Origin of the sequence: Burkholderia cenocepacia, assembly GCF_900446215.1 — a bacterium.
Classification (GTDB): Bacteria; Pseudomonadota; Gammaproteobacteria; order Burkholderiales; family Burkholderiaceae; genus Burkholderia; species Burkholderia cenocepacia.
The window spans coordinates 944,426-970,334 of the sequence record NZ_UAQZ01000012.1 but is presented as its reverse complement, the minus strand read 5'-3'; the positions used below and the strand labels follow the sequence as shown (position 1 = coordinate 970,334).

The following is a 25,909-nucleotide window of genomic DNA, read 5'->3' as shown; positions in this document are numbered from 1 at the left end:
CCGACGTCGCCATCGCGCACGCCGGCTCAGGCCGCGCGCGGCGCCGGAAATGCATGGCGGCGGGCGCGCCACGCGCCGACCCACGCCAGCGCCAGCAGCACGACGAGCACCCACGGAATCGCGCCGGCGCCCGTCGCGCCGAGCAGCATCCCGCCTGCGATGCCGCCACCGGCGATCGCGAGATTCCAGACCGTCACGAGCATCGACTGCGCGACGTCGGCCGATTCCCCCGCCGCGTTCGCAGTGGCGGTCTGGAACAGTGTCGGCGCACCGCCGAACGCGAGCCCCCACAGCACGACGCCCGCATAGACGACCGTCATCCCCGAGCCGGCGCCGAGCATCGCCGCCGCCAGCGCGAACAGCGCGATGCTGGCGAGCGTCAGGCGTCGCTGCGCGGCGCCGATCCACGCGCCCGTCAGCGCGATGCCGACCAGCGACGCGACGCCGAACACGAACAGCACCACGTCGACCTGCGCGCCCATCCGCACGCCCGCGAGGAACGGCGCGACGTACGTGTACAGCAGGTTGTGCGCGAGCACGTACGCGAACATCACCGCCAGCACCGGCCGCACGCCGGGCAGCGTCATCACGCCGAGCACCGGCTCGCGCGCGCCGGCCGCCTGCCCCGGATAGTCGGGCACACGCAGCCGGATCCAGCCGATCAGCACGAGCGCCGCGAGCGTGATGCCCGCGAACGCGATGCGCCAGCCGAACATCGCGCCGAGCGCGGTGCCCGCCGGAATGCCGATCGACATCGCCGCCGGTATGCCGAGCATCGCGATCGCGATCGCACGGCCGCGCAGCGACGGGTCGACCAGCCGGCTCGCGTAGCCCGCGAGCAGCGCCCACAGCAGCCCGGCCGACATCCCCGCGACGAACCGCGCAGCCAATGTGAGCGCGTAATACGGCGACCCGGCCGTCAGCGCATTCGAGACGACGAAGCCGGCCAGCGCCGCGAGCAGCAGCCGGCGCCGGCGCATCGCACGGGTCGCGGCGACGAGCGGGATCGCCGCGACGATCGAGCCGAGCGCGTAGACGGTCACCAGTTGGCCGATCAGCGCCTCGGTCACGTGCAGGTCGGCGCTCATCAGCGGCAGCAGGCCGGCCGGCAGGGCTTCGGTGAGCACCGTGATGAAGCCGGCGGTGGCGAGCGCGAGCAGGTTCGCGACGGGCAAGCGTGCGCGGGCCGGCGTGGACGGATCTGCCACACGATCGATGGCGCGGTCGGAGACGGATGCGCACTCGCTCATCGCGCGCTCCGGTCGCCGACGCCATACACCGCATCGCGCACGTCGGTGACGATGCGCCCGTGCATCCCTTCGTACAACGTATTGGTCAGCGCGACGACCGTCAGCCCGGCCGCGCGGTCGACGAACCACGCATGCCCGTACGCACCGCCCCAGCGCCAGGTGCCGACCGATTCCGGCGATTGCGCGGCCACCGGGTCGTGCAGCACGGAAAAGCCGAGCGCGAAACCGAATCCCGGCGCATCCGGCAAGTCGTGCGCGCCCGGCTGCACCCGCGCCATCTCGTCGATCCAGCGCGGTGCGAGCCAGCCGTCGAGGCCCGTGCGCAGCGTATCGAGCAGCGTCAGGCAATCGTGCGCGGTGCCGACCATGCCCGCGCCACCCGACGGCCACGCGGTCGCATCGAACGCGCGCGCCGGCTCGAAGCGGATGCCGACCGTGCCGTCGAATACCGGCACGAGATCGTCGTCCGCCATCCGGCGCGGCACGTCGGGCGTACTGACGTAAGGCGTCGCCAGACGCGCCGCGTCATGCGTGAAAAATGCCGTGTCGGTCATCCCGAGCGGCGTCGTCACGAGCGCCGCCACGGCGTCGGCGAGCGGCCGGCCGTCGACCGCCTCGATCACCGCACCGACCACGTCGGTCGCAAGCGAGTAGCCCCACGACGTGCCGGGCGCGAACTGCAGCGGCACGCTGGCGATGCGCCGGACGTTCTCCGCCAGCGACACGCCCGCGCGGTCCATCCCGTCGGACACGCCCGCGCGCGCATACGGGCCGTCGGCGTCGGCTTCGAGAAAGCGATAGCCGAGCCCGGCCGTATGCGACAGCAGATGCCGCAGCGTGATGTTCGCCGGCGTGCCGTCCGCGAGCGTCGGCGTGAACGCGGGCAGCCAGCGCGCGACCGGCTCGTCGAGCCCGATCTTCGATGCCGCGACCAGCCGCATCGCGGCGGCCGTCACGATCGGCTTGGATACCGACGCGAGCCGGAACAGCGTGTCCTCGCGCATCGGCGTGCCGGCTTCGCGAGCGGCCAGCCCGGCCGCGCGTGCATAACGCAATTCGCCGTCGCGCGCGACCAGCACGACCGCGCCGACCGCGCGCGCATCGGCCAGCGCGCGGTCGAGCACGGCATCGAGCCGGGCGCGCAGCGCGGCATCCGGTTCGGCACGGCGGGCGGTGACAGGCAGTGATGACATGGCGTGACCTCGAACAGTGAAGGAACGCCCATCGTAGGGAGCCGGCACGAGAAGAAAAATCGGGTTAGAGTTCCGGACACTCCGGACATGGGTGTCCGCAATCGAGAACCTGCATGGAAAATCTTGGCGGCTTCGTCGTGTTCGTCCAGGTCGCGGAAACGCGCAGCTTCGTCGCGGCCGGCCGTGCGCTCGGACTGTCGGCGTCGGCGATCGGCAAGCGCATCGCGCGGCTCGAGGCACGCCTGAACGTGCGGCTCTTTCACCGCAGCACGCGCAGCATCACGCTGACGGCCGAAGGCGCGCGCTTTCTCGAACGATGCCGGCGCGTGATCGCCGAAATCGACGCAGCCGAGCGGGAACTCACGCAGAGCGTCGAGGCGCCGCGCGGGCGGCTGCGCGTGAGCCTGCCGACGATCGGCACGTTGCTGTTGCCGGTGCTCGCCGACTTCATGGCCGCGTATCCGGAGATCGAGCTCGACATCGATTTCAGCGACCGGATCGTCGACGTGATCGACGAAGGCTTCGACGTGGTACTGCGCACCGGCCATCCGACCGATTCCCGACTGTCGTCGCGGCTGCTCGGCCACTTCCGCCAGCACCTGGTCGCGTCGCCCGACTATCTCGAACGGCACGGCACGCCGCGCACGCCGGCCGACCTCGCGCAGCACCGCTGCCTGCATTACCGATTCCCGAGCAGCGGCAAGCTCGAGATCTGGCCGCTGCGCGCGCCGCGCGCCGGCACGCCGCCGGAGGTACCCGTCTCGATGGTCAGCAACAACGCCGAGACGCGCCTGTGCTTCGCGCTGCGCGGGCTCGGCATCGCGTGCCTGCCCGAGTTCTTCGTGCGCGACACGCTCGCCGACGGCAGGCTGCGCGCAGTGCTCGACGATCACGTCGCGAGCCGCACGCCGTTCTACGTGCTGTGGCCGTCCGGCCGCCATCCGCTGCCCAAGCTACGCGCGTTCGTCGACTACATGGCCGAGCATTTGCGGCTGTAACCGGCGCGCCGCCGTCACGCCGCCTTCGCGTGCGCGCTCAGCCGCCGGAACGCCTGCCCGTTTTCGTCGAACAGGTGGCAGTGCTCGGGCTGCGCATGCACGCGCAGCGCCTCGCCGGTGCGGTACGTGTCGAGCGGCGGAATCCGCGCGATCAGCCCGTCCGGCGCGACGGCCGACTCCGCATACAGGTACGCGGCATCGCCGAGCGATTCGACCGCCATCGTCCGCGCGGCGACGCCCGCCGCCGCCGCATCGACCAGCAGGTGCTCGGGCCGCACGCCGACGGTCACCGCCGCGCCGCGCTGCAGCCCCGCCGCGTCGACCGCCACGCGCTGCGTCTCGCCGCTGTCGAAGCGCACCAGCACGCCGCCCGCATCGGCCGATTCGACCGTGCCCTTCAGGAAGTTCATCTTCGGCGAGCCGATGAAGCCCGCGACGAACAGGTTCGCCGGTGCGTGATACAGCGCGTTCGGCGTGCCGACCTGCTGTACCGCGCCGCCCGACAGCACGACGATCTTGTCGGCGAGCGTCATCGCCTCGACCTGGTCGTGCGTCACGTAGATCATCGTCGTCTTCAGCTCGTCGTGCAGCCGCGCGAACTCCAGCCGCATCTTCACGCGCAGCGCGGCGTCGAGGTTCGACAGCGGTTCGTCGAACAGGAACACCTTCGGCTTGCGCGTGATCGCGCGGCCGATCGCGACGCGCTGCCGCTGGCCGCCCGACAGCTGCTTCGGCTTGCGATCGAGCAGGTGGTCGATGTGCAGGATCTTCGCGGCCTGCTTCACGGCCTGGTCGATCTCGGGCTTCTTCGCACCCGCGAGCTTCAGGCCGAACGCCATGTTGTCGTACAGCGTCATGTGCGGATACAGCGCATACGACTGGAACACCATCGCGATGCCGCGCTTCGCGCTCGGCACGTCGTTGACCTTCGCGCCGTCGATCAGCAGGTCGCCGCTCGAGATGTCCTCGAGGCCGGCGATCATCCGCATCAGCGTGGATTTGCCGCAGCCGCTCGGGCCGACGAACACGACGAATTCGCCGTCGGCGATGTCGAGGTTCACGTTGCGCAGCACTTCGGTGTCGTCGTAGCGCTTCGCGATGTTGCGCAGGAGCACGCTTGCCATGATCTGTCTCCGTTCGTTCGTGATGCGCCGCCGTGCAGGCAGCGCCTGATCGTTGCTAGTGGGGCAGCACCGCGCCCGTCGCCTGCCAGCGCGCGACGTAGCCGGGCAGTTCGTGCATGTCGTCGAATACGTGACGCGCGCCGATGCTGCGCAACGCGTCGATCTGGGCCGCCGATGCGTGCCCGCCGCCGACGAAGCCGAGCACGGTCATGCCGGCCGCCGCCGCCGCGGTGATGCCGGTCACGCTGTCCTCGACGACCAGGCAATTCGCGGGCGCCGCGCCGAGCGTGCGCGCGGCCGCCAGATACACGTCCGGCGCCGGCTTCGGCCGCGCGACCGAATCCGCGCAGAACAGCCGGTCGCCGAAAAAGCGCGCGAGGCCGGTGCGTGCGAGCGCCGCCTCGACGTACGCGCGATAGCTGTTGCTCGCGCAGGCCGTCGTCAGTCGAATCGCGGCCAGCGCCGCATCGATGCCGTCGACCATCGGCGCGTTGACGGCCGCGGTCTCCACCGCGCGGCGGATCGCGTCGACGTCGTCGGCCGACAGCGTGCGGCCGACCGCATCGGCCGCCCCGGCCAGCACGCGCTCGATGCGCAGCCCGAGCAGCGGCATCACGGCCGGCCGCGCGTCGACGCCCGGCCAGCGCGCATCGAGTTCGCGCACGATCACGTCGGCGGCCACGGCCTCGCTGTCGATCAGCACGCCGTCGCAGTCGCAGATCAGCACGTTCACGCCATGATTTGCCGCGCTCATTTGACCGCCCCGAACGTGAGCCCGCGCACGAGCTGCTTCTGCGACAGCCAGCCGACGATCAGGATCGGCGCGACCGCGAGCAGCGACGCGGCGGACAGCTTCGCCCAGAACAGCCCTTCGGGGCTCGAGTACGACGCGATGAACACGGTCAGCGGCGCGGCGTTCGAGCTCGACAGGTTGATGCTCCAGAACGCCTCGTTCCACGACAGGATCACGAGCAGCAGCGCGGTGGACGCGAGCCCCGGCAGCGCCATCGGCATCAGCAGGTAGACGATTTCCTGCCACGTCGACGCGCCGTCGATGCGCCCGGCCTCCAGGATGTCCTTCGGGATCTCGTTGAAGTACGTGAAGGTCATCCACACCGCGATCGGCAGGTTGATCAGCGTGTAGACGATCACGAGCCCCGACACCGTATCGAGCAGGCCCGCGTTCTTCCACAGCAGGTAGATCGGCACCAGCACGCCGACCGACGGCATCATCTTGGTCGACAGCATCCACAGCAGCACCTTCTGCGTGCGGTGGTTCGGGAAGAACGCCATCGCGTACGCGGCCGGCACCGCGAACAGCAGCGAGATCACCGTGACGCCGGCCGAGATCAGCACCGAATTCCACGCGAACGCGAAGTAGTTGCTGCGCGCGAACACCTCGCGGAAGCTGTCGAGCGTCGGCATGAAGAACAGCGACGACGCGTACGCCTGCTGCTCGGTCTTGAACGCGGTGATCGCCATCCAGAAGATCGGGAAGAACAGCAAGAGCGCGATCAGCCACGCGAGCGTGCCGGGCAGCGCGCGCCGCACGAGGTCGAACGCGGCCGGCGCGCGCCGGCCCGAGAAGGTCAGGTCGCTCATTTCTCGTATTCCCCTTTCAGGTTGCGCGCGAGCATCCGCACGAGGAAGAACGACACGACGTTCGCGACCACGACGGCGATGATGCCGCCCGCGGATGCGAGGCCGACGTCGAACTGCTGCAGGCCGAGCGCGTAGATCAGGTACGACAGGTTGGTCGTCGCGTCGCCGGGGCCGCCGCCGGTCGTCGTGTAGATTTCCGCGAAGATCGACAGCAGGAAGATCGTCTCCATCATCACGACCACGGCGATCGCGCGCTTCAGGTGCGGCAGCGTGATGTAGAAGAACATCGCGATCGGGCCGGCGCCGTCGATGCGCGCGGCTTCCTTCTGCTCCTGGTCGAGCGACTGGATCGCAGTGAACAGGATCAGGAACGCGAACGGCAGCCATTGCCACGCGACGATGATGATCACCGCGGTCAACGGGTAATCGGCGAACCAGTCGATCGGCGTCATCCCGAGCGCGCGCATCGCGTTCGCGACGAGCCCGTACACCGGATGCAGGATCATGTTCTTCCAGATCAGCGCGGAGACGGTCGGCATCACGAAGAACGGCGCGATCGCGAGCAGGCGCGCGACGCCCTGCCCGTAGAACTTGCGGTCGAACAGCACGGCCATCAGCACGCCGCCGACCACGGTGATCGCGAGCACCGCGCCGATCAGCACGAGCGTGTGCCAGATCGCCGGCAGGAACGACGGATCGGTCGCGAGGAAGCGGTAATTGTCGAACCCGGCGAAGCCCTTCACGTCCGGGTTCAGCAGGTTGTAGCGCGAGAACGAATACCAGATCGTCATCGCGAGCGGAATCGACATCCACAGCAGCAGCACCGCGACGGACGGCGACACGAGCCAGCTCGCGCCGCCGCGCGCGCGGCGCGGCGCGCCGGGCGGCGACGACGCGTCGCCGACCGACGGCGCGTGAGCGTGACTCAGGGGAAGACGCAGGTGACGCATGATCGGAGTCCCTCCGGTTGATGCGCGGGCGCGAACGGCCGCCCGCCTGTCCGCCTCGCCGGCCCGCGCCGTGTGCCACGGCGCACGACGCGGGCCGCGCGACGGCTTGCGCGTTACTTCTTGTAGCCGGCCTGCCGCACCGCGCGGTCGGCCGCGGCCTGGCCCGCGGCGAGCGCCTGGTCGACCGACATCTGGCCCGCGACCGCGCCCGCGATCGACTGGCCGACCACCGTGCCGAACGACTGGAATTCAGGAATCCCGACGTACTGCACGCCCGTGTACGGCACCTTCTTCAGCGACGGATCGTTCGGGTCGGCCGTCTCGATCGCCTTCAGCACGAAGTCGGAGAACGGCGCGGCGGCCTTGTACTCGGCGCGCTGATACGTCGACGTGCGCGTGCCCGGCGGCACCGACGCCCAGCCTTCGTCCTTGCCGACCATCTCGATGTACTGCTTCGACGTCGCCCACGCGATGAACTTGCGCGCGGCGTCCTGCTGCTTCGACGTTTTCGGCACGGCGAGCGCCCATGCCCACAGCCAGTGCGAGCCCTTCGGCGTCGCGGCGACCGGCGCGGCCGCGAAGCCGATCTTGTCGGCCACCTGCGACTGCTGCTTGTTGTAGAGCATCCCGGCCGCGACCGTCGCGTCGATCCACATCGCGCACTTGCCGGACGCGGTCAGCGTCAGGTTCTCGTTGAAACCGTTCGAGCTCGCTCCGGGCGGGCCGTTCTTCTTCAGCAGGTTCACGTAGAAATTGATCGCCTTCTTCCATTCGGGCGACGTGAGCTGTGCGTTCCAGTTCTCGTCGAACCAGCGCCCGCCGAACGTGTTCACGACCGTCGACACGTACGCCATGTTCTCGCCCCAGCCGGCCTTGCCGCGCAGGCAGATCCCGTAGGTGCCCTTCGACTTGTCGGTGAGCTTGTCCGCGAATTCGGCGATCTGGTCGTAGGTCGGCTGGTCAGGCATCTTCAGCCCCTTCGCCGCGAACAGGTCCTTGCGGTAGAACGTCATCGAGCTTTCGACGTAGAACGGCAGCGCGTAGAGCTGGCCGTTGTACGACAGGCTGTCGCGTGCGGTCTTCACGATGTCGTTCAGGTCGTAATCGGCCGGCAGGCCCGTGATCGGCGCGAGCCAGCCGCGCTTGCCCCACTGCGGCGTTTCATAGGTGCCGATCGCCATCACGTCGAACTGGCCGCTGCCGGTCGTGATGTCGGTCGTCGCGCGCTGGCGCAGCACGTTCTCCTCGAGGATCACCCAGTTCAGCTTGATGTCGGGGTTCGCCTTCTCGAACGCCGGCGACAGCTTCTTCAGCTCGATCATGTCGGGGTTGTTCAGCGTCGCGATCGTCAGCGTGCCGGCGGACGCCGCGCAGGCCGCCGTCGCGAGCGCGGCTCCGGCGAAACAGCGGGCGGCGGCGTCGAGCATCTTTCGTTGCATGGCATGTCTCCTGTGATTGTTCGAAATGTCGTCGGTCTTGCGTCGGTGTTGCGTCGTTTCCTTCGCGGCCCGTCATGCCGGCCGCTGCATGCCGCACGCGCGCGCATAGTGCGCGATCACGTCGCGTATCCGGTGGCGCACCCAAGCGCGCGGCGCCTTCGCGAGGCCGCCCGCGCGGCATGCCGCGTAGACATCCGGCAGCCACTGCGCGACGAGCGTCTCCGGCACCGGCTGTCGCGCGAGGTTGTCGAACAGCTGCTCGACCGCGGCCGCGACGGCCGGCTGCAGCCAGTAATAGCGGATGCGGTCGCTGTAGCTGAACTGGCGCGCGAGCCGCTGCGCGGTCTCGTCGCCGCGGTAGTACGGCGCCCAGTGTTCGGGCTGCGCGCGCATCGCCGCATCGACGACGTCGCGCAATCGCGAGCGCTGCGCGACGTCGTCGATCAGCGCGTCCTCGATGAACGTCAGCGCGAACAGCGCCTCGCGCAGCGCGAACGTCAGCGCGGGGCCGACCTTCAACACCGCGAAGTGGTCGCGCACCAGCGCGGCGAGCGCCGCCTCGGTCTGGTAGTCGGTCGAATGCGCTTCGAACACGAGGCGCGGTGTCTGCAGGATACTCGCGCCCAGTGACGCTGCCTTGGCACTGTCGTAATCGAGCACGTGGCGATCGTCGAAGTCGACGCCCGGCTGCGCGACGACCGCGACGACGCGCGTCCACGCATCGTCGAGCCCGGCCGCGGAGAACGCGCGGCGGTGCGCATCGAGCGTCGCCGCGATGCTGTCGCTGCGCGTGACCGCGATCCGTGCGATCGCGTCGTTACTTGCGTCGCCGCTCACCTCGCCGCCCGGCGTCGGCACCTCGGTGCCGATCACGTAGACCGGCGCGATCCCGACGCGCGTGGCCGCGTCTTCCGCGACACGGCACAGCTCGGCCGCGCGCGCGGCGATCGTGCGATCGTCAAGCCGTGCCGGATCGTCGGCGCACGCCATGCTCGCATCGAGGTGGATCTTTTCGAAGCCGGCTTCGACGTAGGCCGCGACCATCGCGGCCGCTTCACGCATCGCGTCGGCCGCGCGACGGTGCCGCCACGGATTCGGGCCGAGATGGTCGCCGCCGAGCACGAGCGCCGACGGCGCGAGCCCGCAGCGCGCGGCGATCGCATCGACGTCGCGACGAAAATCGGCCGGCGTCATGCCCGTATAGCCGCCGAGATGGTTCACCTGATTGCAGGTCGCCTCGATCAACAGCGGCGAGCCGTCCGCGCGCGCCGCTTCGCACGCGGCCTCCAGCACCAGCCGGTGCGCGCTGCAGACCGAATAGATGCCGCGCTGCGCGTCCGCGCGGTTCGCGTCGAAGATCATCCGCAGCACGGTGTCCGCGTGCGCGGTGCGCGTGCGTTCGGCAACGGTCGTCAGGCCGGACATGCGATCCCCCGTTCGGTCAGGAAGCGGTCGATCTCGGCCGCGCTGCTGTTGCCTTCCATCGGGCCGCGCCGCGTGACCGCGATCGCGCCGGCCGCGTTCGCGCGACGCAACGCGACGTCGACGGCCAAGCCCGCGACGAGGCTCGCGACCAGCGTGCCGCCGAAGCAGTCGCCGGCGCCGGTCGGATCGACTTCGTCGACCGCAAACGCCGGCGCGTCGGCCCGGTACGCGCGCTCGAACGCGACGCTGCCTTGCGCGCCGCGTTTGAGCACGACCCGCTCGAGCAGCGGATGGGTCGCGAGCAGGCCGGCGATCGCGCGCTCGGCCGGCTGCGGCCCGCAGAAGAACGGCAGGTCGGCTTCGCTCGGCAGGAACAGGTGGCACGCGGCGAGCATCTCGTCGAGGGCCGCGCGCATCGGGCGGAAACTCAGCATTTCGGGCCGCACGTTCGGATCGAACGACACCTTGGCGCCGGCGCGCGCAGCCTCGATCACGCCGCGCTGCACCGCGGCGATCGCCGATTCGCTCGTCAGCGACGAGCCCATCACGTGGAAGTAGCGGCAGCCGTCGAACATCGCGGTGTCGACGTCGGACGCATCGACGCACGCGGCCGCGCTGGTGGAAAGCGTGAAGACGAAACTGCGCGAGCCGTCGTCGCGATACGCGACGAACGCGGTGCCGGTCGGGCGGGCGACGCGGCGGATGCGCGCGACGTCGACGCCGTCGCGGGCGAGCCGCGCGACGATCGCGTCGCCGAACGCATCGCGGCCGACACAGCCCGCATACGCGACGCGCGCGCCGAGCCGGGCGGCCTGGTCGGCGAAGATCGCCGGCGCGCCGCTCGGGAACGGTCCGGCGAACAGGCCCGGCGTATCGAAACCCTGGCCGCGCTCGGCGGCGACGAATTCCGCCAGCAGTTCGCCGGCGACGACGATCTCGGCCATCAGGCGAGCCCTCCTCGTGCGACGGCGGCCGCGGCGTCGCGGGCCGGCCGGCGGGCGGCGCGTGCGAGCGGCGCCACGTCAGCTCATCCAGTTGCCGCCGTCGACGTTCAACGTCTGGGCGGTGATGTAGTCGGCGTCGGCCGACGCGAGGAACAGCGCGGCGCCCGTCAGGTCGCCCGGCACGCCCATGCGGCCGAGCGGCACGGCTTCGCCCACGAGCCGCTTCTTCTCGCCGAGCGGCCGGTTCTCGTAGCGCGCGAACAGCGCATCGACCTGCTCCCACATCGGCGTGTCGACGACGCCCGGCGCGATGCCGTTCACGTTGATCCGGTGCGGCGCGAGCGCGAGCGCGGCCGACTGCGTATAGCTGATCACCGCGGCCTTGGTCGCGCAGTAGTGCGAAACGAGTGCCTCGCCGCGACGGCCGGCCTGCGACGACATGTTGACGATCTTGCCGCCGCGCCCCTGCTCGACCATCCGCTGCGCGACCGCCTGCATCAGGAAGAACAGCCCTTTCACGTTGACCGAGAACAGCCGGTCGAACACGTCCCACGATTCGTCGAGGAGCGGGCGCATGTCGAACAGCGCCGCGTTGTTGAACAGGATGTCGACGCCGCCGAAGCGCTCGACCGCCGTGGCGACGATCCGCGCGATGTCGTCGCGGCGCGTGACGTCGGCCGTGACGGCCACCGCGCGGCCCGGGTTGGCCTCGATCAGCCGCGCGAGCGAGCCGCCTGCCGGCTTCACGTCGACGAGCACGCAGCGCGCGCCCTCGTCCAGATAGCGTTGCGCGACCGCCTCGCCGATGCCGCTTGCGGCGCCCGTCAGGATCGCGACCTTGTCTTCCAGTCTCACTGGCTGTCTCCGGTTCGTTCTGCTGTACGACGGTCACGAGGTGAGCGAACGCTCGCAAACCGATCAATTGCTCTGTTAGTGATCGAATGATCGGATACGCGATACGCGCTGTCAAGACGACGCGACGGCTTTCTATGACGCGCTGCGGCACGGCGGCGCATGGCGACGCCCGGTCGCGCCCGCGCGGCAAGGTGCGGCGCGCACGGTGCGGCGCAGTGGGAGCGGTCATGAAGGGGACGGAGCGCCGGCGGAACGCGGAATTCGCGCTGCACGGCGCGGCGATACGTTATATCATCGCCGTACTGTGTTTCATCGCCTGCTTCACGCCATGGCTACCTCATCGCCCATTGACGCCCGGCTGTCCCGAGCCGACGCATTCGCCGCCGAACACGGGCTCGCGTGGACACCGCTGCGCCGCCAGGTCTACGAACGCGTGCTGGCCGCGCAGCGCCCGATCGGCGCGTACGACCTGCTCGCCGAACTCGAACCGCAACGCGGCCGCGTGCCGCCGACGACCGTCTATCGCGCGCTGGATTTCCTCGTCGAGCACGGCTTCATCCACCGGATCGAATCGAAGAACGCATTCTTCGCGTGCTGCGAGATCGGCGTGCCGCACGAAGGCCAGTTCCTGATCTGCGATTCGTGCGGCGACACCGTCGAGATTCCCGGCGGCGACCTCGCGAAACAGTTGTCCGCGAGCGAGCCCGCGCACGGTTTCGAAGTCCACCACCAGGTCGTCGAGCTGAGCGGCCTGTGCGGACACTGCAAGCGCAAGCCCGCGCAGCGCTGACGCCGAATCGCGGCGTACGCGCCGCCCTTCCAACGAGGAGTTCCATGTCAATTGCCCTGAAGCGCGCGCCGCGGCGCGCCCTGTCGCCTGTCCGCTGGCTGGCCGCCGCCGTCGCCGCGCTGTCGTTCGCCGCGCCCGCGTTCGCGCAGGCCGCGACCGTCAACGTCGTCGCCGCCGAGAATTTCTACGGCGACGTCGCGTCGCAGATCGGCGGCCGCCACGTCGCGGTCACCAGCATCCTCAGCAATCCGGATCAGGATCCGCACCTGTTCGAAGCGAGCCCGAAGACGGCCCGCGCGCTCCAGCACGCGCAGGTCGTGATCTACAACGGCGCCGACTACGATCCGTGGATGAGCAAGCTGCTCGGCGCGTCGAAACAGGCGAAGCGCGCGACGATCGTCGTCGCCGATCTCGTCGGCAAGAAGGCCGGCGACAACCCGCACCTGTGGTACGACCCGGCGACGATGCCGGCGGCCGCACGCGCGATCGCGGCCGAACTCGGCCGCGCCGACCCGGCGAACAAGGCCGAATACGAGGCGAACCTGCAGAAGTTCGTCGCATCGCTGAAACCCGTCGACGACCAGGTCGCCGCACTGCGCGCCAAGTTCAAGGGGGTGCCCGTGACGGCCACCGAGCCCGTGTTCGGCTACATGTCGGACGCGATCGGCCTCGACATGCGCAACCAGCGCTTCCAGCTCGCGACGATGAACGACACCGAGGCGAGCGCGCAGGACGTCGCCGCATTCGAGAACGATCTGCGCAAGAAGCAGGTGCGCGTGCTGATCTACAACAGCCAGGCCGAGGAGCCGATGACCAAGCGCATGCTGAAGGTCGCGCGCGACGGCGGCGTGCCGACCGTCAGCGTCACCGAGACGCAGCCGGCCGGCAAGACCTTCCAGCAATGGATGAGCGGCCAGCTCGACGCGCTCGGCAACGCGCTCTCAGCCGGCAAGTAACCGACAACCGTAACGTCATGACCGCCACTCCCCACGCCCTCGCCGTCGATCGCGTCACGCTCGAACTGGGCGGCCGCACGATCCTGCGCGACGTCAGCTTCTCGATCGAGCCCGGCGAATTCGTCGGCGTGCTCGGGCCGAACGGCGCGGGCAAGACGACGCTGATGCGCGCGGTGCTCGGCCTCGTGCCCGTGTCGGCCGGCACACTGTCGGTCGGCGGCGTGCCGGTCGTGCGCGGCAACCCGTCGATCGGCTACATGCCGCAGATCCGGAGCGGCCTCGCGAACCGCCGGATGCGCGGCTACGACTTCGTCGCGATGGCCGCCGACGGCCACCGCTGGGGCCTGCCGCACACGAACGCGGCCACGCGCCGCGACGTCGATCGCGTGCTCGACCTCGTCGGCGGCCCGTCGCTCGCGCGCCGCCCGCTGTCCGAACTGTCGGGCGGCGAGCGGCAGCGGCTGCTGCTCGCGCAATGCCTGCTCGGCGACCCGAAGCTGCTGCTGCTCGACGAGCCGCTGATCAGCCTCGACCCGAACCACCAGCGCGGCGTCGTCGAGCTCGTGCGCAACGTGCAGCGCGAACTCGGCATCACCGTGCTGTTCTCCGCGCACGAATTGAATCCGCTGCTGAACGCGCTCGACCGCGTGCTGTATCTCGGCAACGGCGTGGCGGCGCTCGGCACCGTCGACGAGGTGATCACGAAACCCGTGCTGTCGCGGCTCTACGGATCGCCGATCGACGTGATGCGCGTGAACGGCAAGATCTTCGTGATGTCGGGCGACGTCGAGATCGAGAAGCACGATCACGAACACGAGGACGACGACGGCCATTCGCACGGCGGCGGCCACGGCCACCACCACCACGGACATGCTCATCCCGGGCATTCGCACGATGTTTGAATACGACTTCATGATCAATGCCTTCGCGGCGTCGGGAATCGTCGCGGTGCTCGCGGGCATCGTCGGCTACTTCCTGGTGCTGCGCGGGCAGACCTTCGCCGGCCACGCGCTGTCGCACGTCGGCTTCACCGGCGCGACGGGCGCGGTGCTGCTCGGCGTCTCGCCGATCTGGGGGATGGTCGGCTTCACGCTCGCGGCCGGGATCGGGATGGGCGCGCTCGGCGAAAAGCTCGCGGGCCGCGACGTCGCGATCGGCGTGATCCTGTCGGGCGCACTCGGCTTCGGCCTGTTGTTCCTGCACTTCTACACGTCGTTCGCGACGCAGGTCACCGCACTGCTGTTCGGCAACGTGCTCGCGGTCAGCCACGACACGCTCGCGGTGCTCGCGGGCATCGGCGCGGTGAGCCTCGCCGCGCTCGCGCTGATCGCGCGGCCGTTGCTGTTCGCGTCGCTGCAGCCCGAACTGGCCGAAGCCAAGGGCGTGTCGCTGCGCACGGTGTCGATGCTGTTCCTCGCGGTGTGCGCGCTCGCGGTGGCCGCGGCCACGCAAATCGTCGGCGTGCTGCTCGTGTTCACGCTGCTGGTCGGGCCGGCGGCGGCCGCGCAGAATGTGTCGACGCGACTGTCGACGGGCGTGCTGCTCGCCGCGCTGTTCGCGCTGTTCGAAGCGTGGGCCGGCATCGTGCTCGCGTATCACACCGACTGGCCGACGAGCTTCTGGATCACCGCGCTGTCGGCGCTCGTGTACGGCGCGAGCCTGTTGCGACGCAACTGATCGCGGCCCGGCGCATCGCCGCCCGGTGCCGATCAAAGAAAACGCCGGCGTGCCCGAGGGCAGCGCCGGCGTTTTTTCATGCGCTCGCAATCGCGTGCGGCGCGCCGTGTGCGTTACCGGCTTGCGCCCTTGCTCACCGCGCCAGCACGCGCGCGTGATGCGCGAGGTGATCGGCGATGAACGTCGAGATGAAGTAGTAGCCGTGGTCGTAGCCCGGATGGCGGCGCAGCGTCAGCGGCTGGCCGGCCTTCGCGCACGCGGCTTCGAATACGTCCGGGTTCAGCTGGTTCGCGAGGAACTGATCGGCCAGCCCCTGATCGACGAGGATGCCGTCCGCGAACTTCGGCGCATCGGCGCGCGCGACCAGCTCGCTCGCGTCGTGCGCCTTCCACGCGTCGCGATCGGCGCCGAGATAGCCGGAGAACGCCTTCTCGCCCCACGGGCAGCGCGTCGGCGCGGCGATCGGCGCGAACGCCGACACCGACCGGTACAGCCCCGGATGACGCAACGCGAGCGTCAGCGCGCCGTGCCCGCCCATCGAGTGGCCGAAGATGCCGAGCCGCGCGCCGTCGATCGGCAGTTCGGCCGCGACGAGCTCGCGCAGCTCGCCCGTCACGTACGACTCCATCCGGTAGTGCGTCGACCACGGCGCTTCGGTCGCATCGACGTAGAAGCCCGCGCCGACGCCGAAGTCCCACGCATCGGTCTCGCCCGGCACGCCCGCGCCGCGCGGGCTCGTGTCGGGCATCACGAGCGCGATGCCGTGCTGCGCCGCGTATTGCTGCGCGCCGGCCTTGATCGCGAACGTCTCGTCGGTACTCGTGAGCCCGGCGAGATAGAACAGCGCCGGCACGCGGCCGTGCGCGGCCTGTGGCGGCAGGTACACCGAGAACTTCATCGGCAGGCCGATGACTGCCGAATCGTGACGGTAGAAGCGCTGCTCGCCGCCGTGGCACGCATGCGAGGAAACGAGTTCGAGCATGACGATTCGCTCCCGGTCAGTACAGCACGACCGAGCGGATCGACTCGCCGGCCTTCATCAGGTCGAAGCCTTCGTTGATCCGCTCGAGCGGCAGCGTGTGCGTGATCAGGTCGTCGATGTTGATCTTGCCTTCCATGTACCAGTCGACGATCTTCGGCACGTCGGTGCGCCCGCGTGCGCCGCCGAACGCCGAGCCCTTCCATTCGCGGCCCGTCACCAGCTGGAACGGGCGCGTGCTGATTTCCTCGCCCGCTGCCGCCACGCCGATGATGAACGACTGGCCCCAGCCCTTGTGCGTGCACTCGAGCGCCTGGCGCATCAGCTTCACGTTGCCGACGCATTCGAACGAGTAGTCGGCGCCGCCGTCGGTCAGCTGCACGATGTGGTCGACGACGTTCTCGACCTCGTTCGGGTTGATGAAGTGCGTCATCCCGAACTTCTTCGCGAGCTCGACGCGCTTCGGGTTGATGTCGACGCCGATGATCTTGTCCGCGCCGACCATCTTCGCGCCCTGGATCACGTTCAGGCCGATCCCGCCGAGGCCGAACACGACCACGTTCGCACCGGCCTCGACCTTCGCCGAGTACACGACCGCGCCGACGCCCGTCGTCACGCCGCAGCCGATGTAGCAGATCTTGTCGAACGGCGCGTCCTCGCGCACCTTCGCGACCGCGATCTCCGGCACGACGATGTAGTTCGAGAACGTCGACGTGCCCATGTAGTGGAACAGCGGCTTGCCGTCGAGCGAGAAGCGCGACGTCGCGTCCGGCATCAGGCCCTTGCCCTGCGTCGCGCGGATCTTCTGGCACAGGTTGGTCTTGCGCGACAGGCAGAACTTGCACTCGCGGCATTCGGGCGTGTAGAGCGGAATCACGTGGTCGCCCTTCCTCACGGTGCCGACGCCGGGGCCGACGTCGACCACCACGCCCGCGCCTTCATGGCCGAGGATCGCCGGGAAGATCCCTTCCGGATCGGCGCCCGACAGCGTGTAGTAGTCGGTGTGGCAGATGCCCGTCGCCTTCACTTCGATCAGCACTTCGCCGGCGCGCGGCCCTTCGAGATCGACTTCCTCGATCGTGAGCGGCGCACCGGCCTTCCATGCAATCGCGGCTTTCGTCTTCATCGTGTCACTCCTGTATGTCTGTGAGATCGGCCCGGGCCGGCGGATCGGCGCCGGCCGGGGTTTCGTGCAAAGCGGTCGAAGCCGTGCCGCGGGGCACGGCGAAAGAATCTCGTGCTCGCCATGATGGCCGCTCCCGCCGCGCATCGCGTGCGGGAAACGGTCGCCGGCTTGCCAGGATGCGTCATCGCTGACGCAAAAGAACAAGTGCTCGAGTTTAAACGCCCGTCGTGAACCATGCATCCGTGCGAACGTACAGATCGACGAAGCGCGCGTGGCGGGCAGCCAGCCGGCGATCGTCGTGCGGGGTCGCGACCGGCGACGCAGTCGGCGCCAGCGCGCGCAACGCATCTTCACGCCAATGTCCGATCGCGACGCCTGCGAGCAACGCGGCGCCGCGCGTCGCGGCGTTCGGGCAATCGATCGCGTGCAGCGACGCGCCGAGCGCGTCGGCGAGCAACTGGCGCCAGCGCGGATCGACCGAGCCGCCGCCCGCGAGACGCAGCGTCGTCACGGCATCACGGCGATCGGCGTCGCGGATCGCATCGAGCCCCGCGCGCAACGCGAACGCGACGCCTTCGAACGCGGCGCGCATCATCGCGCCGCGCGTGTCGCCGAGCCCGAGGCCGAGCCAGCCGCCGCGCGCATCGGGGTTCATCCATGGCGAACGTTCGCCGGTCAGGTAAGGCAGGAAGCACAGCCGCTCCGACGCCGGCTGCGCGAACGCATCGTCATATGCATCGGCCCATCGCGCGTAGCCGAGCCAGCCGCGCACGGCTTCGAGCGCGAGCCCGACGTTCTGCATCGCGGCCATCGTGTAATAGCCGCCGCCGGCCGCCGCACGATAGCGATGCAAGCCGCGCCGCGCGGGCGGCAACGCGTCCGCGAGCACGACGATCTGCCCGCCGCTGCCGGTCGTCAGCAGCGCGTCGCCTGCGACGGCCAGCCCGCTGCCGAGCGCCGCGCACGCGGTATCGGCCGCGCCCGTCGCGAGCGGCACGCCGGCCGGCAGGCCGAGCGCGGCGGCAGCCTGCGCGCCGAGCACGCCGCAGCGCGCGGTGGACGCACGCACCGGCGCGAAGCGGTCGGTCGGCAAGCCGAGCGTGTCGATCAATGCGTTGTCCCACGCGCCGTCGGGCGTCGCGAGCGCGGTTGCGCACGCGTCGCTCGGATCGGCCGCGACATCGCCGCCGAGCGCGATGCGCAGCCAGTCCTTCGGCTGCACGGCCCAGCGCGCGGCGCGCAGCGCAGCGGGTTCGTGCGTGGCCAGCCAGCGCAACAGCGGGCCGGCCATGCCGGGCGCGACGGGATTCGGGGCGACGGGCAACCCGGCGACGGGCGATCCGGACGCCGGCCAGCTCGCTGCATCCGCCTCCCGCACCGCGCGCGTGTCCGGCCACAGCAGCGCGGGCCGCACCGGCTGGCCGGCCGCGTCGATCAGCACGACGCCATGCATCTGGCCCGAAAAGCCGATCGCCGCGACCTGCGCGCGCTCGTCGGCCGGCAGCCGCGCGGCCGCGCGCACCAGCGCCTGCCACCAGGTGTCGGGCGCGATTTCCGCCCAGCCCGGCTGCGGCGACGACAACGCATAAGGTTCGCTCGCGACCGCCCGCTCGACGCCGTCGGCATCGAGCGTGACGAGTTTGACGGAGCCGGTGCCGAGGTCGATTCCGAGCAGGCGCATGACGTGAGGGGGATTCGTATGAACGGATGTCGATGATAACGGGATCGCGATGTGCGCCCCGTTTTTTGCCGTCACGTCGACGCGTCGAAACGGCGCTCGGCCGGCGGGTTTGACCGGGCTGCACCTTGCACGCAAAAGCGGCCGCTCGCGGGTTAACCCGGCACGCTTTCCGCCCCCCCCTTTTTGCCACTATGCGGCCGACCCGATACACACCATAAAGCGGCCCATATTTGACATGGGGGCCGGCGCTATTTTGAAGCGCTATAAAACCGGTGAACCTCACTCCTGCGGCAGTTTCCCGATGATCGCCCCCCTGCTCCATGCCGAAATGGCATATCGAACCAGCAAAGAACGGAATAGAACCCAGTGCTCTTGTTGCATGGATTCATTCCGAATAACTTCGTATCACCCCGAAAACAAGATCATGGAGTGAGACAGATGCAATCGAACACGGTCCATCCGTGCGATGAGGTGCTGCCGACCGGCAAGCTGGTAACGCTTGGCCTGCAACACGTCCTCGTCATGTACGCCGGCGCCGTCGCCGTGCCGCTTATCGTCGGCGCCGCGCTCAAGCTGCCGAAAGACCAGATCGCGTTCCTGATCAGCGCCGATCTGTTTTCGTGCGGCATCGCCACGCTGATCCAGACGCTCGGCCTGTGGATCTTCGGGATCCGCCTGCCCGTCATCATGGGCTGCACGTTCGCGGCCGTCGGCCCGATGATCGCGATCGGCACGAACCCCGGCCTCGGCATTCTCGACATCTTCGGCTCGACCATCGCGGCCGGCATCATCGGCATCGTGCTCGCGCCGATGATCGGCAAGCTATTGCGGTTCTTCCCGCCGGTGGTCGTCGGCACGGTGATCGCCGTGATCGGGCTGTCGCTGATGGAAGTGGGCATCAACTGGGCAGCCGGCGGCGTCGGCAACCCCGAGTACGGCAGCCCGGTCTATCTCGGCCTGTCGCTGCTCGTGCTCACGCTGATCCTGCTGATCAACAAGTACGGCCGCGGTTTCGTCGCGAACATCTCGGTGCTGCTCGGCATCGTCGCCGGCTTCGCGATCGCCTTCGCGATCGGCCGCGTGAACACCGACGGCGTCGCGCATGCGCCGTGGGTCGGCTTCGTGATGCCGTTCCACTTCGGCCTGCCGCACTTCGATCCGCTGTCGATCGTGACGATGGTCACGGTGATGTTCGTCACGTTCATCGAATCGACCGGCATGTTCCTCGCGGTCGGCGACATGGTCGATCGCCCGGTCAATCAGGAGCGCCTCGTGCGCGGCCTGCGCGTCGACGGCCTCGGCACGCTGATCGGCGGCATCTTCAACTCGTTCCCGCATACGTCGTTCTCGCAGAACGTCGGCCTGATCGGCGTGACGGGTGTGAAGAGCCGCTTCGTGTGTGCGACGGGCGGCGTGATCCTCGTGCTGCTCGGCCTGTTCCCGAAGATGGCGCAGGTCGTCGCGTCGGTGCCGCCGTTCGTGCTCGGCGGCGCAGGCATCGTGATGTTCGGGATGGTCGCCGCGAACGGCATCAAGGTGCTGTCGAAGGTCGACTTCGTGAACAACTCGCACAACCTGTTCATCGTCGCCGTGAGCGTCGGCATGGGCCTCGTGCCGGTCGTGTCGCCGCACTTCTTCTCGAAGCTGCCGCCCGCTCTCGCACCGATCCTGCATAGCGGCATCCTGCTGGCATCGGCCTCGGCCGTGATCCTGAACATCGTGTTCAACGGCGTGAAAGGCGAAAAGGATGCGCGCTGCGAGATTCGGCGCGCGGGACACGACTTCGACGGGCGGCCCGCCGACGTGCACCACTGATCGCGCCGCGCCGGACGATGGCGCGAAGCGGTGACGGCGGTAACGAGAAACGCCACGGCATGCCGTGGCGTTTTGTTTTGGGGGTGCGGGACCACGCGTGGTGCGGGGGTGAACGCGCTTCGCGCGAGCAGATGGATCGCCGGCGCATGATGCGGAATGCCGACTGACCGCCAGGCGTGACGCGGTTGGTGCGGTCGGCGTGATCGGTACCAGCGGAACGCCGCGCACGCATCGTCACGACGACAGCGCCCGTCCCCCGCACGATTCGACAACACAAAAGAAAACGCCACGGACCTTCGTCCGTGGCGTTCTCGTTTCCGCATACAGCCGGTTCGAAGCGCAAGCGCGATAACCCGCGCCTGCCTTCTCGGTGCTTACCCGTTCGTCGCGGTTGCCGACGCGGGCGCCGGCGCAGCCGCCTTGTCGTAATCGACCGGCGCATCCGGCGCGCGCGGCGTCTCGCCGGCGCGCTGGATCCACCCGCCGCCCAGTGCGCGGTACAGGTCGACCAGATTCGTCCAGCGTGCCAGACGTGCGCTGATCAGCGACTGCTGCGCGGCGTACAGATCCGTCTGCGCGGTCAGCACCGACAGATAGCTGTCGACACCGTTCTTGTAGCGCAGGTCCGACAGATCGAAGCGTCGCTGCTGCGCGTGCTCGTTGCGCTCGAGCGCCGCGATCTGCTGGTCGTACGTGCCGCGTGCGGCCAGACCATCCGACACTTCGCGGAACGCCGACTGGATCGCCTTCTCGTAGTTCGCGATCTCGATGCGCTTCTGCACGTTCGCGAGATCGAGGTTCGCGATGTTCTGCCCGCCTTCGAAGATCGGCAGCGCGATGCTCGGCGCGAACGACCACGCCGCCGTGCCGGCCTTGAACAGGCCGCCCAGCGTCGGGCTCGCGGTGCCGAACGCGCCCGTCAGCGAAATCTTCGGGAAGAACGCCGCGCGCGCCGCGCCGATGTTCGCATTCGCGGCCAGCAGCGTCTGCTCGGCCTGCATCACGTCAGGACGACGCGTCAGCAGGTCCGACGGCAACCCGGCCGGCACGTCCGTCAGCAGGTTCTGCGCATCGAGCGGCATGCCCGCCGGCAGATCGTCCGGCAGCGGCTCGCCGATCAGCAGCACCAGCGCGTTCAGCGCCTGCGCGCGGGCTCGCGCCTGCGCCTGCTGGTTCGCGAGCGCCGTCTCGACCACCGTCTGCGCCTGACGCAGCTCGAGCTCGGAGCCCGTGCCGTTGTCGAACTGCAGCTTGGTCAGGTCGTACGATGCCTGCGCGGTCTTCAGCGTGTCCTCCGTGACCTTCAGCAGATCATCGGTCGACAGCAGCGTCAGATATTGATCCGCGACCTGCGACACCAGCGAGATCTCGGACGCCTGCCGCGCGTACGACGTCGACAGGTATTGCGCGAGCGCCTGATCCTTCAGGCTCTGCACGCGGCCGAACAGGTCGAGTTCCCATGACGCGGACAGCCCGACGTTGTAGGTCGTCGTGATGTTCCGGCCCGGCACGGCCGTCAGCGAATTCGGCAAACGCTGACGGTTGCCCGTACCCGTACCGTCGAGCGTCGGGAACAGCCCCGCACGCGTGATCTGGTACTGCGCACGCGCGGCCTCGATATTGAGCACCGATACGCGCAGGTCTCGGTTGTTTTTCAGCGCGATCTCGATCAGCCGCTGCAGGCGCGGATCGACGAAGAATTCGCGCCAGCCGATGGCAGTCGCCGCCTGGCCATTCGCGCTGCGCGCGCCGGCCGCGCCCGGCTGCGTCGCGTAGACGCCGCTGGCCGGGTACGCCTGCGCGACGGGTGCGTCGGGCCGCTTGTAGTGCGGCGCCATCGTGCAGCCCGTGGCAAAGAGCGCGACTGCGATTGCAGTCAAAGCGTGTTTTTGCATCATCACTGTCCCTTGTTGCCTTCGTCGCCGTTGCCCGGCTTCTCTTCGTGGTGCGAGTGCTCCTGAGCCAGGCGCAGCGCCTCGTCGACGTCTTCCTTCTCGCCGCTGAAGATCGCGCGGATCTTCACGAAGAACATCGGGATCATGAAGATCGCGAGGAACGTCGCCGTGATCATCCCGCCGATCACGCCCGTACCGATCGCGTGCTGGCTGGCCGAACCCGCGCCGTTGCTGATCGCGAGCGGCATCACGCCGAGAATGAACGCGAGCGACGTCATCAGGATCGGACGCAGCCGCAGGCGCGCCGCTTCCAGCGCGGCCTCGATCGGCCCCATCTTCTCCGTCTGCTGCAGTTCGCGCGCGAACTCGACGATCAGGATCGCGTTCTTCGCGGACAGGCCCACGGTGGTCAGCAGGCCGACCTGGAAGAACACGTCGTTCTCGAGGCCGCGCATCGTGGCCGCGAGCAGCGCACCGATCACGCCGAGCGGCACGACCATGATCACCGAGAACGGGATCGACCAGCTTTCATACAGCGCCGCGAGACACAGGAACACGACGAGGATCGAGATCGCGTACAGGATCGGCGCCTGCGAACCGGACTGGATTTCCTGGAACGACAGGCCCGTCCACGAATAGCCGATACCGACCGGCAGCTTCTTCGCGAGCGTTTCCATCGCGGCCATCGCCTGACCGGTCGACTTGCCCGGTGCGGCCTGCCCCTGGATTTCCATCGCCGACACACCGTTGTAGCGCTCGAGCTTCGGCGAACCGTACGTCCAGTGACCGGTCGCGAACGCGCTGAACGGCACCATCCCGCCCGACCCGTTGCGCACGTACCAGATGTTCATGTCTTCCGGCGTCATCCGGAACGGCGCATCGGCCTGCACGTACACCTTCTTGATCCGGCCGTCGGTGTCGAGGAAGTTGTTCACGTACTTCGACGCCCAGGCGATCGAGAACGTCTGGTCGATCGCATCCGCCGTCACGCCGAGCGCATTCGCCTTCTCGCGGTCGATGTTCACCTTGTACTGCGGCGTATCGTTCAGGCCGTTCGGACGCACACCCTGCAGCGTCGGGTCCTTCGATGCCATCCCGAGCAGCTGGTTACGTGCGGCCATCAGCGCGTCGTGGCCGAGACCGGCGTTGTCCGTCAGCTCGAAGTCGAAGCCGGCAGCCGTACCGAGCTCAGGAATCGACGGCGGGTTGAACGGGATCACGAGCGCGTCCTTGTAGCTCCCGTAGCGCCCGAACATCCGGCCGATCAGCGCCTGCACCTTCTGGTTCGCATGCTGACGCTGCGAGTAGTCCTTCAGGCGGACGAACACGAGACCCGAGTTCTGGCCGCGACCCGCGAAGCTGAAGCCGTTGACCGTAAACGCCGATTCGACGATTTCCTTCTCGTCCTTCAACAGGTAGTCGGAAATGTTCGCGAGCGTCTTCGCGGTCGTTTCCTGCGTCGAGCCCGACGGCGTCTGCACGATCACGAACATCAGGCCCTGGTCTTCATCGGGCAGGAACGACTTCGGCAGGCGCACGAACAGCAGCCCGACCGCGACGATCACGACCAGATAGATGATGAGCCAGCGGCCCGAGCGCTTGATCACGTGGTGCACGCCGACGTGGTACTTGTCGCGGCTGTTGTTGAACGTGCGGTTGAACCAGCCGAAGAAGCCCTTCTTCTCTTCGTGATGCCCTTGCGGGATCGGCTTGAGGATCGTCGCGCACAGCGCCGGCGTCAGAATCAACGCGACCAGCACCGACAGCACCATCGCCGACACGATCGTCAGCGAGAACTGACGATAGATCGCGCCGACCGAGCCGCCGGAGAACGCCACCGGCACGAACACCGCCGACAGCACGAGCGCCACGCCGACGAGTGCGCCGGTGATCTGGCCCATCGCCTTGCGGGTCGCTTCCTTCGGTGACAGCCCCTCTTCCGCCATCACGCGCTCGACGTTCTCGACCACCACGATCGCATCGTCGACCAGCAGGCCGATCGCGAGCACGAGGCCGAACATCGACAGCGTGTTGATCGAGAAGCCGACCATCGACATGATCGCGAACGTACCGAGCAGCACGACCGGCACCGCGATCGTCGGGATGATCGTCGCCCGCAGGTTCTGCAGGAACAGATACATCACGAGGAACACGAGCACGATACCTTCGAGCAGCGTCTTGACCACTTCCTCGATCGACAGCTTCACGAACGGCGTCGTGTCGTACGGATACTTCACGACGAGGCCGTGCGGGAAGAACGGTGCGAGCTCGTCGATCTTCGCGCGCACGGCCTTCGCGGTCGCGAGCGCGTTCGCGTTGGTCGCGAGCTGGATACCGAGTGCCGCGGTCGGCTGACCGTTGTACTTCGTGTCGAAGTTGTAGTTTTCGCCGCCGAGGCCGATCTGCGCGACGTCCTTCAGGCGCACCTGCGAGCCGTCCTGGTTGACCTTCAGCAGGATGTTGCCGAACTGCTCGGGCGTCTGCAGCAGCGTCGATTCGGTGATCGTCGCCTGCAGCACGGTGCCCGGCGTGGCCGGCGTGCCGCCGATCTGGCCGCCCGCGATCTGCACGTTCTGCGCGGTGATCGCCGAACTGACGTCGACCGGCGTGAGGCCGTAGTTGGTCAGGCGGTTCGGGTCGAGCCAGATCCGCATCGCGTACTGCGAGCCGAACAGCGTGACGGTACCGACGCCGTTCAGCCGGCTGATCGGATCCTTCACGTGCGACGCCACGAAGTTCGCGAGGTCGTACTTGTTCATGCTGCCGTCTTCGGAGTTGAAGGCGAGCACCAGCAGGAAGCTGCTGCTCGACTTCGTGACCGACAGACCGAGCTGCTGCACGACCTGCGGCAGAACCGGCGTCGCGAGCGACAGCTTGTTCTGCACCTGGACCTGCGCGATGTCGGCGTTGGTGCCCGGCGCGAAGGTCAGCGTGATCGTTGCGTTGCCCGAATCGTCACTCGTCGACGACATGTACAGGAAGTTGTCGAGACCGCTCATCTGCTGCTCGATCACCTGCGTCACCGTGTCTTCCACCGTCTTCGCGGAAGCGCCCGGGTAGTTCGCGGTGATCTGGATCGATGGCGGCGCGATCGTCGGATACTGCGAGATCGGCAGCGTGAAGATCGCCGCAACCCCGGCCAGCATCAGGATGATGGCGATCACCCACGCGAAGATCGGGCGATCGATAAAAAACTTTGCCATGAAACAG

The 25,909-nt window shown here is 68.6% G+C and carries 21 protein-coding genes; 6 read left to right on the top strand and 15 right to left on the bottom strand.

Annotated elements, in window-relative coordinates:
• Positions 1 to 26: 26 nt before the first annotated feature.
• Complete coding sequence (locus tag DTA15_RS22055) at positions 27 to 1,250, bottom strand: MFS transporter (protein WP_006484672.1); 1,224 nt, start codon at positions 1,248 to 1,250, stop codon at positions 27 to 29.
• Complete coding sequence (locus DTA15_RS22050; RefSeq protein ID WP_006484676.1) at positions 1,247 to 2,443, bottom strand: serine hydrolase domain-containing protein; 1,197 nt, start codon at positions 2,441 to 2,443, stop codon at positions 1,247 to 1,249. The genes DTA15_RS22055 and DTA15_RS22050 overlap by 4 nt, the downstream gene beginning before the upstream one ends.
• Before the next feature lie 113 nt (positions 2,444 to 2,556).
• Here DTA15_RS22050 and DTA15_RS22045 point away from each other — a divergent pair, with 113 nt between their 5' ends.
• Complete coding sequence (locus tag DTA15_RS22045) at positions 2,557 to 3,441, top strand: LysR family transcriptional regulator (protein WP_006484673.1); 885 nt, start codon at positions 2,557 to 2,559, stop codon at positions 3,439 to 3,441.
• Between the two features lie 14 nt (positions 3,442 to 3,455).
• Here the strand turns inward: DTA15_RS22045 and DTA15_RS22040 are convergent, their stop codons facing one another.
• From DTA15_RS22040 to DTA15_RS22005, 8 genes are all read right to left on the bottom strand, one after another.
• Positions 3,456 to 4,565 (bottom strand): ABC transporter ATP-binding protein, encoded by a 1,110-nt coding sequence (locus DTA15_RS22040; protein WP_006484675.1) that lies wholly within the window; start codon positions 4,563 to 4,565, stop codon positions 3,456 to 3,458.
• 55 nt (positions 4,566 to 4,620) lie between these two features.
• Complete coding sequence (locus tag DTA15_RS22035) at positions 4,621 to 5,319, bottom strand: HAD family hydrolase (RefSeq protein ID WP_006484670.1); 699 nt, start codon at positions 5,317 to 5,319, stop codon at positions 4,621 to 4,623.
• The gene (locus tag DTA15_RS22030; RefSeq protein WP_006484674.1) at positions 5,316 to 6,167 is read right to left on the bottom strand and encodes a carbohydrate ABC transporter permease; all 852 of its coding nucleotides are present in this window, start codon (positions 6,165 to 6,167) and stop codon (positions 5,316 to 5,318) included. Before DTA15_RS22030 ends, DTA15_RS22035 begins: the two co-directional genes overlap by 4 nt.
• Positions 6,164 to 7,117, bottom strand: a complete 954-nt coding sequence (locus DTA15_RS22025) for a carbohydrate ABC transporter permease (RefSeq protein ID WP_006496497.1) — start codon at positions 7,115 to 7,117, stop codon at positions 6,164 to 6,166. The genes DTA15_RS22030 and DTA15_RS22025 overlap by 4 nt, the downstream gene beginning before the upstream one ends.
• Before the next feature lie 113 nt (positions 7,118 to 7,230).
• A complete protein-coding gene (locus DTA15_RS22020) occupies positions 7,231 to 8,556 on the bottom strand; it encodes an ABC transporter substrate-binding protein (protein WP_006477974.1) in 1,326 nt (441 codons plus the stop codon).
• A gap of 72 nt (positions 8,557 to 8,628) precedes the next feature.
• Complete coding sequence (locus DTA15_RS22015) at positions 8,629 to 9,981, bottom strand: D-tagatose-bisphosphate aldolase, class II, non-catalytic subunit (RefSeq protein WP_006483751.1); 1,353 nt, start codon at positions 9,979 to 9,981, stop codon at positions 8,629 to 8,631.
• Positions 9,969 to 10,925: a sugar kinase gene (locus tag DTA15_RS22010; RefSeq protein WP_006483749.1), complete on the bottom strand. Its 957-nt coding sequence runs from the start codon at positions 10,923 to 10,925 to the stop codon at positions 9,969 to 9,971. Before DTA15_RS22010 ends, DTA15_RS22015 begins: the two co-directional genes overlap by 13 nt.
• Before the next feature lie 78 nt (positions 10,926 to 11,003).
• Positions 11,004 to 11,780: an L-iditol 2-dehydrogenase gene (locus DTA15_RS22005; RefSeq protein ID WP_006483759.1), complete on the bottom strand. Its 777-nt coding sequence runs from the start codon at positions 11,778 to 11,780 to the stop codon at positions 11,004 to 11,006.
• A gap of 328 nt (positions 11,781 to 12,108) precedes the next feature.
• Between DTA15_RS22005 and DTA15_RS22000 the strand changes: the two genes are divergently transcribed.
• Genes DTA15_RS22000 through DTA15_RS21985 form a run of 4 tightly spaced genes read left to right on the top strand, consistent with a single transcriptional unit; the run spans position 12,109 to position 15,203 of the window.
• Positions 12,109 to 12,570 (top strand): Fur family transcriptional regulator, encoded by a 462-nt coding sequence (locus DTA15_RS22000; protein WP_006483754.1) that lies wholly within the window; start codon positions 12,109 to 12,111, stop codon positions 12,568 to 12,570.
• 44 nt (positions 12,571 to 12,614) lie between these two features.
• Complete coding sequence (locus DTA15_RS21995; RefSeq protein ID WP_006483752.1) at positions 12,615 to 13,526, top strand: metal ABC transporter solute-binding protein; 912 nt, start codon at positions 12,615 to 12,617, stop codon at positions 13,524 to 13,526.
• Between the two features lie 17 nt (positions 13,527 to 13,543).
• Positions 13,544 to 14,428 carry an ABC transporter ATP-binding protein gene (locus DTA15_RS21990; RefSeq protein WP_006483750.1) on the top strand — a complete coding sequence of 295 codons (885 nt, stop codon included), beginning with the start codon at positions 13,544 to 13,546 and terminating at the stop codon, positions 14,426 to 14,428.
• The gene (locus tag DTA15_RS21985; RefSeq protein ID WP_006483758.1) at positions 14,421 to 15,203 is read left to right on the top strand and encodes a metal ABC transporter permease; all 783 of its coding nucleotides are present in this window, start codon (positions 14,421 to 14,423) and stop codon (positions 15,201 to 15,203) included. The genes DTA15_RS21990 and DTA15_RS21985 overlap by 8 nt, the downstream gene beginning before the upstream one ends.
• Positions 15,204 to 15,336: 133 nt before the next feature.
• On the opposite strand, the gene fghA is transcribed toward DTA15_RS21985, so the two are convergent.
• The 3 genes from fghA to DTA15_RS21970 all read right to left on the bottom strand — a co-directional run bounded on the left by fghA (position 15,337) and on the right by DTA15_RS21970 (position 18,989).
• Positions 15,337 to 16,185 carry an S-formylglutathione hydrolase gene (fghA, locus tag DTA15_RS21980; RefSeq protein ID WP_006483753.1) on the bottom strand — a complete coding sequence of 283 codons (849 nt, stop codon included), beginning with the start codon at positions 16,183 to 16,185 and terminating at the stop codon, positions 15,337 to 15,339.
• Between the two features lie 16 nt (positions 16,186 to 16,201).
• Positions 16,202 to 17,308, bottom strand: coding sequence for an S-(hydroxymethyl)glutathione dehydrogenase/class III alcohol dehydrogenase (locus tag DTA15_RS21975; protein WP_006483756.1), 1,107 nt, complete (start codon positions 17,306 to 17,308; stop codon positions 16,202 to 16,204).
• A gap of 214 nt (positions 17,309 to 17,522) precedes the next feature.
• Positions 17,523 to 18,989, bottom strand: a complete 1,467-nt coding sequence (locus DTA15_RS21970; RefSeq protein ID WP_020979426.1) for a xylulokinase — start codon at positions 18,987 to 18,989, stop codon at positions 17,523 to 17,525.
• A gap of 438 nt (positions 18,990 to 19,427) precedes the next feature.
• On the opposite strand from DTA15_RS21970, the gene DTA15_RS21965 reads away from it, so the two are divergent.
• Positions 19,428 to 20,804 (top strand): nucleobase:cation symporter-2 family protein, encoded by a 1,377-nt coding sequence (locus tag DTA15_RS21965; protein WP_006487579.1) that lies wholly within the window; start codon positions 19,428 to 19,430, stop codon positions 20,802 to 20,804.
• 374 nt (positions 20,805 to 21,178) lie between these two features.
• Here the strand turns inward: DTA15_RS21965 and DTA15_RS21960 are convergent, their stop codons facing one another.
• Entirely contained in the window at positions 21,179 to 22,702 is a 1,524-nt protein-coding gene (locus tag DTA15_RS21960) for an efflux transporter outer membrane subunit (RefSeq protein WP_012492848.1), read from the bottom strand.
• The gene (gene bpeB / locus DTA15_RS21955) at positions 22,702 to 25,902 is read right to left on the bottom strand and encodes an efflux RND transporter permease BpeB (protein ID WP_006482626.1); all 3,201 of its coding nucleotides are present in this window, start codon (positions 25,900 to 25,902) and stop codon (positions 22,702 to 22,704) included. The genes DTA15_RS21960 and bpeB overlap by 1 nt, the downstream gene beginning before the upstream one ends.
• Positions 25,903 to 25,909: the final 7 nt, after the last annotated feature.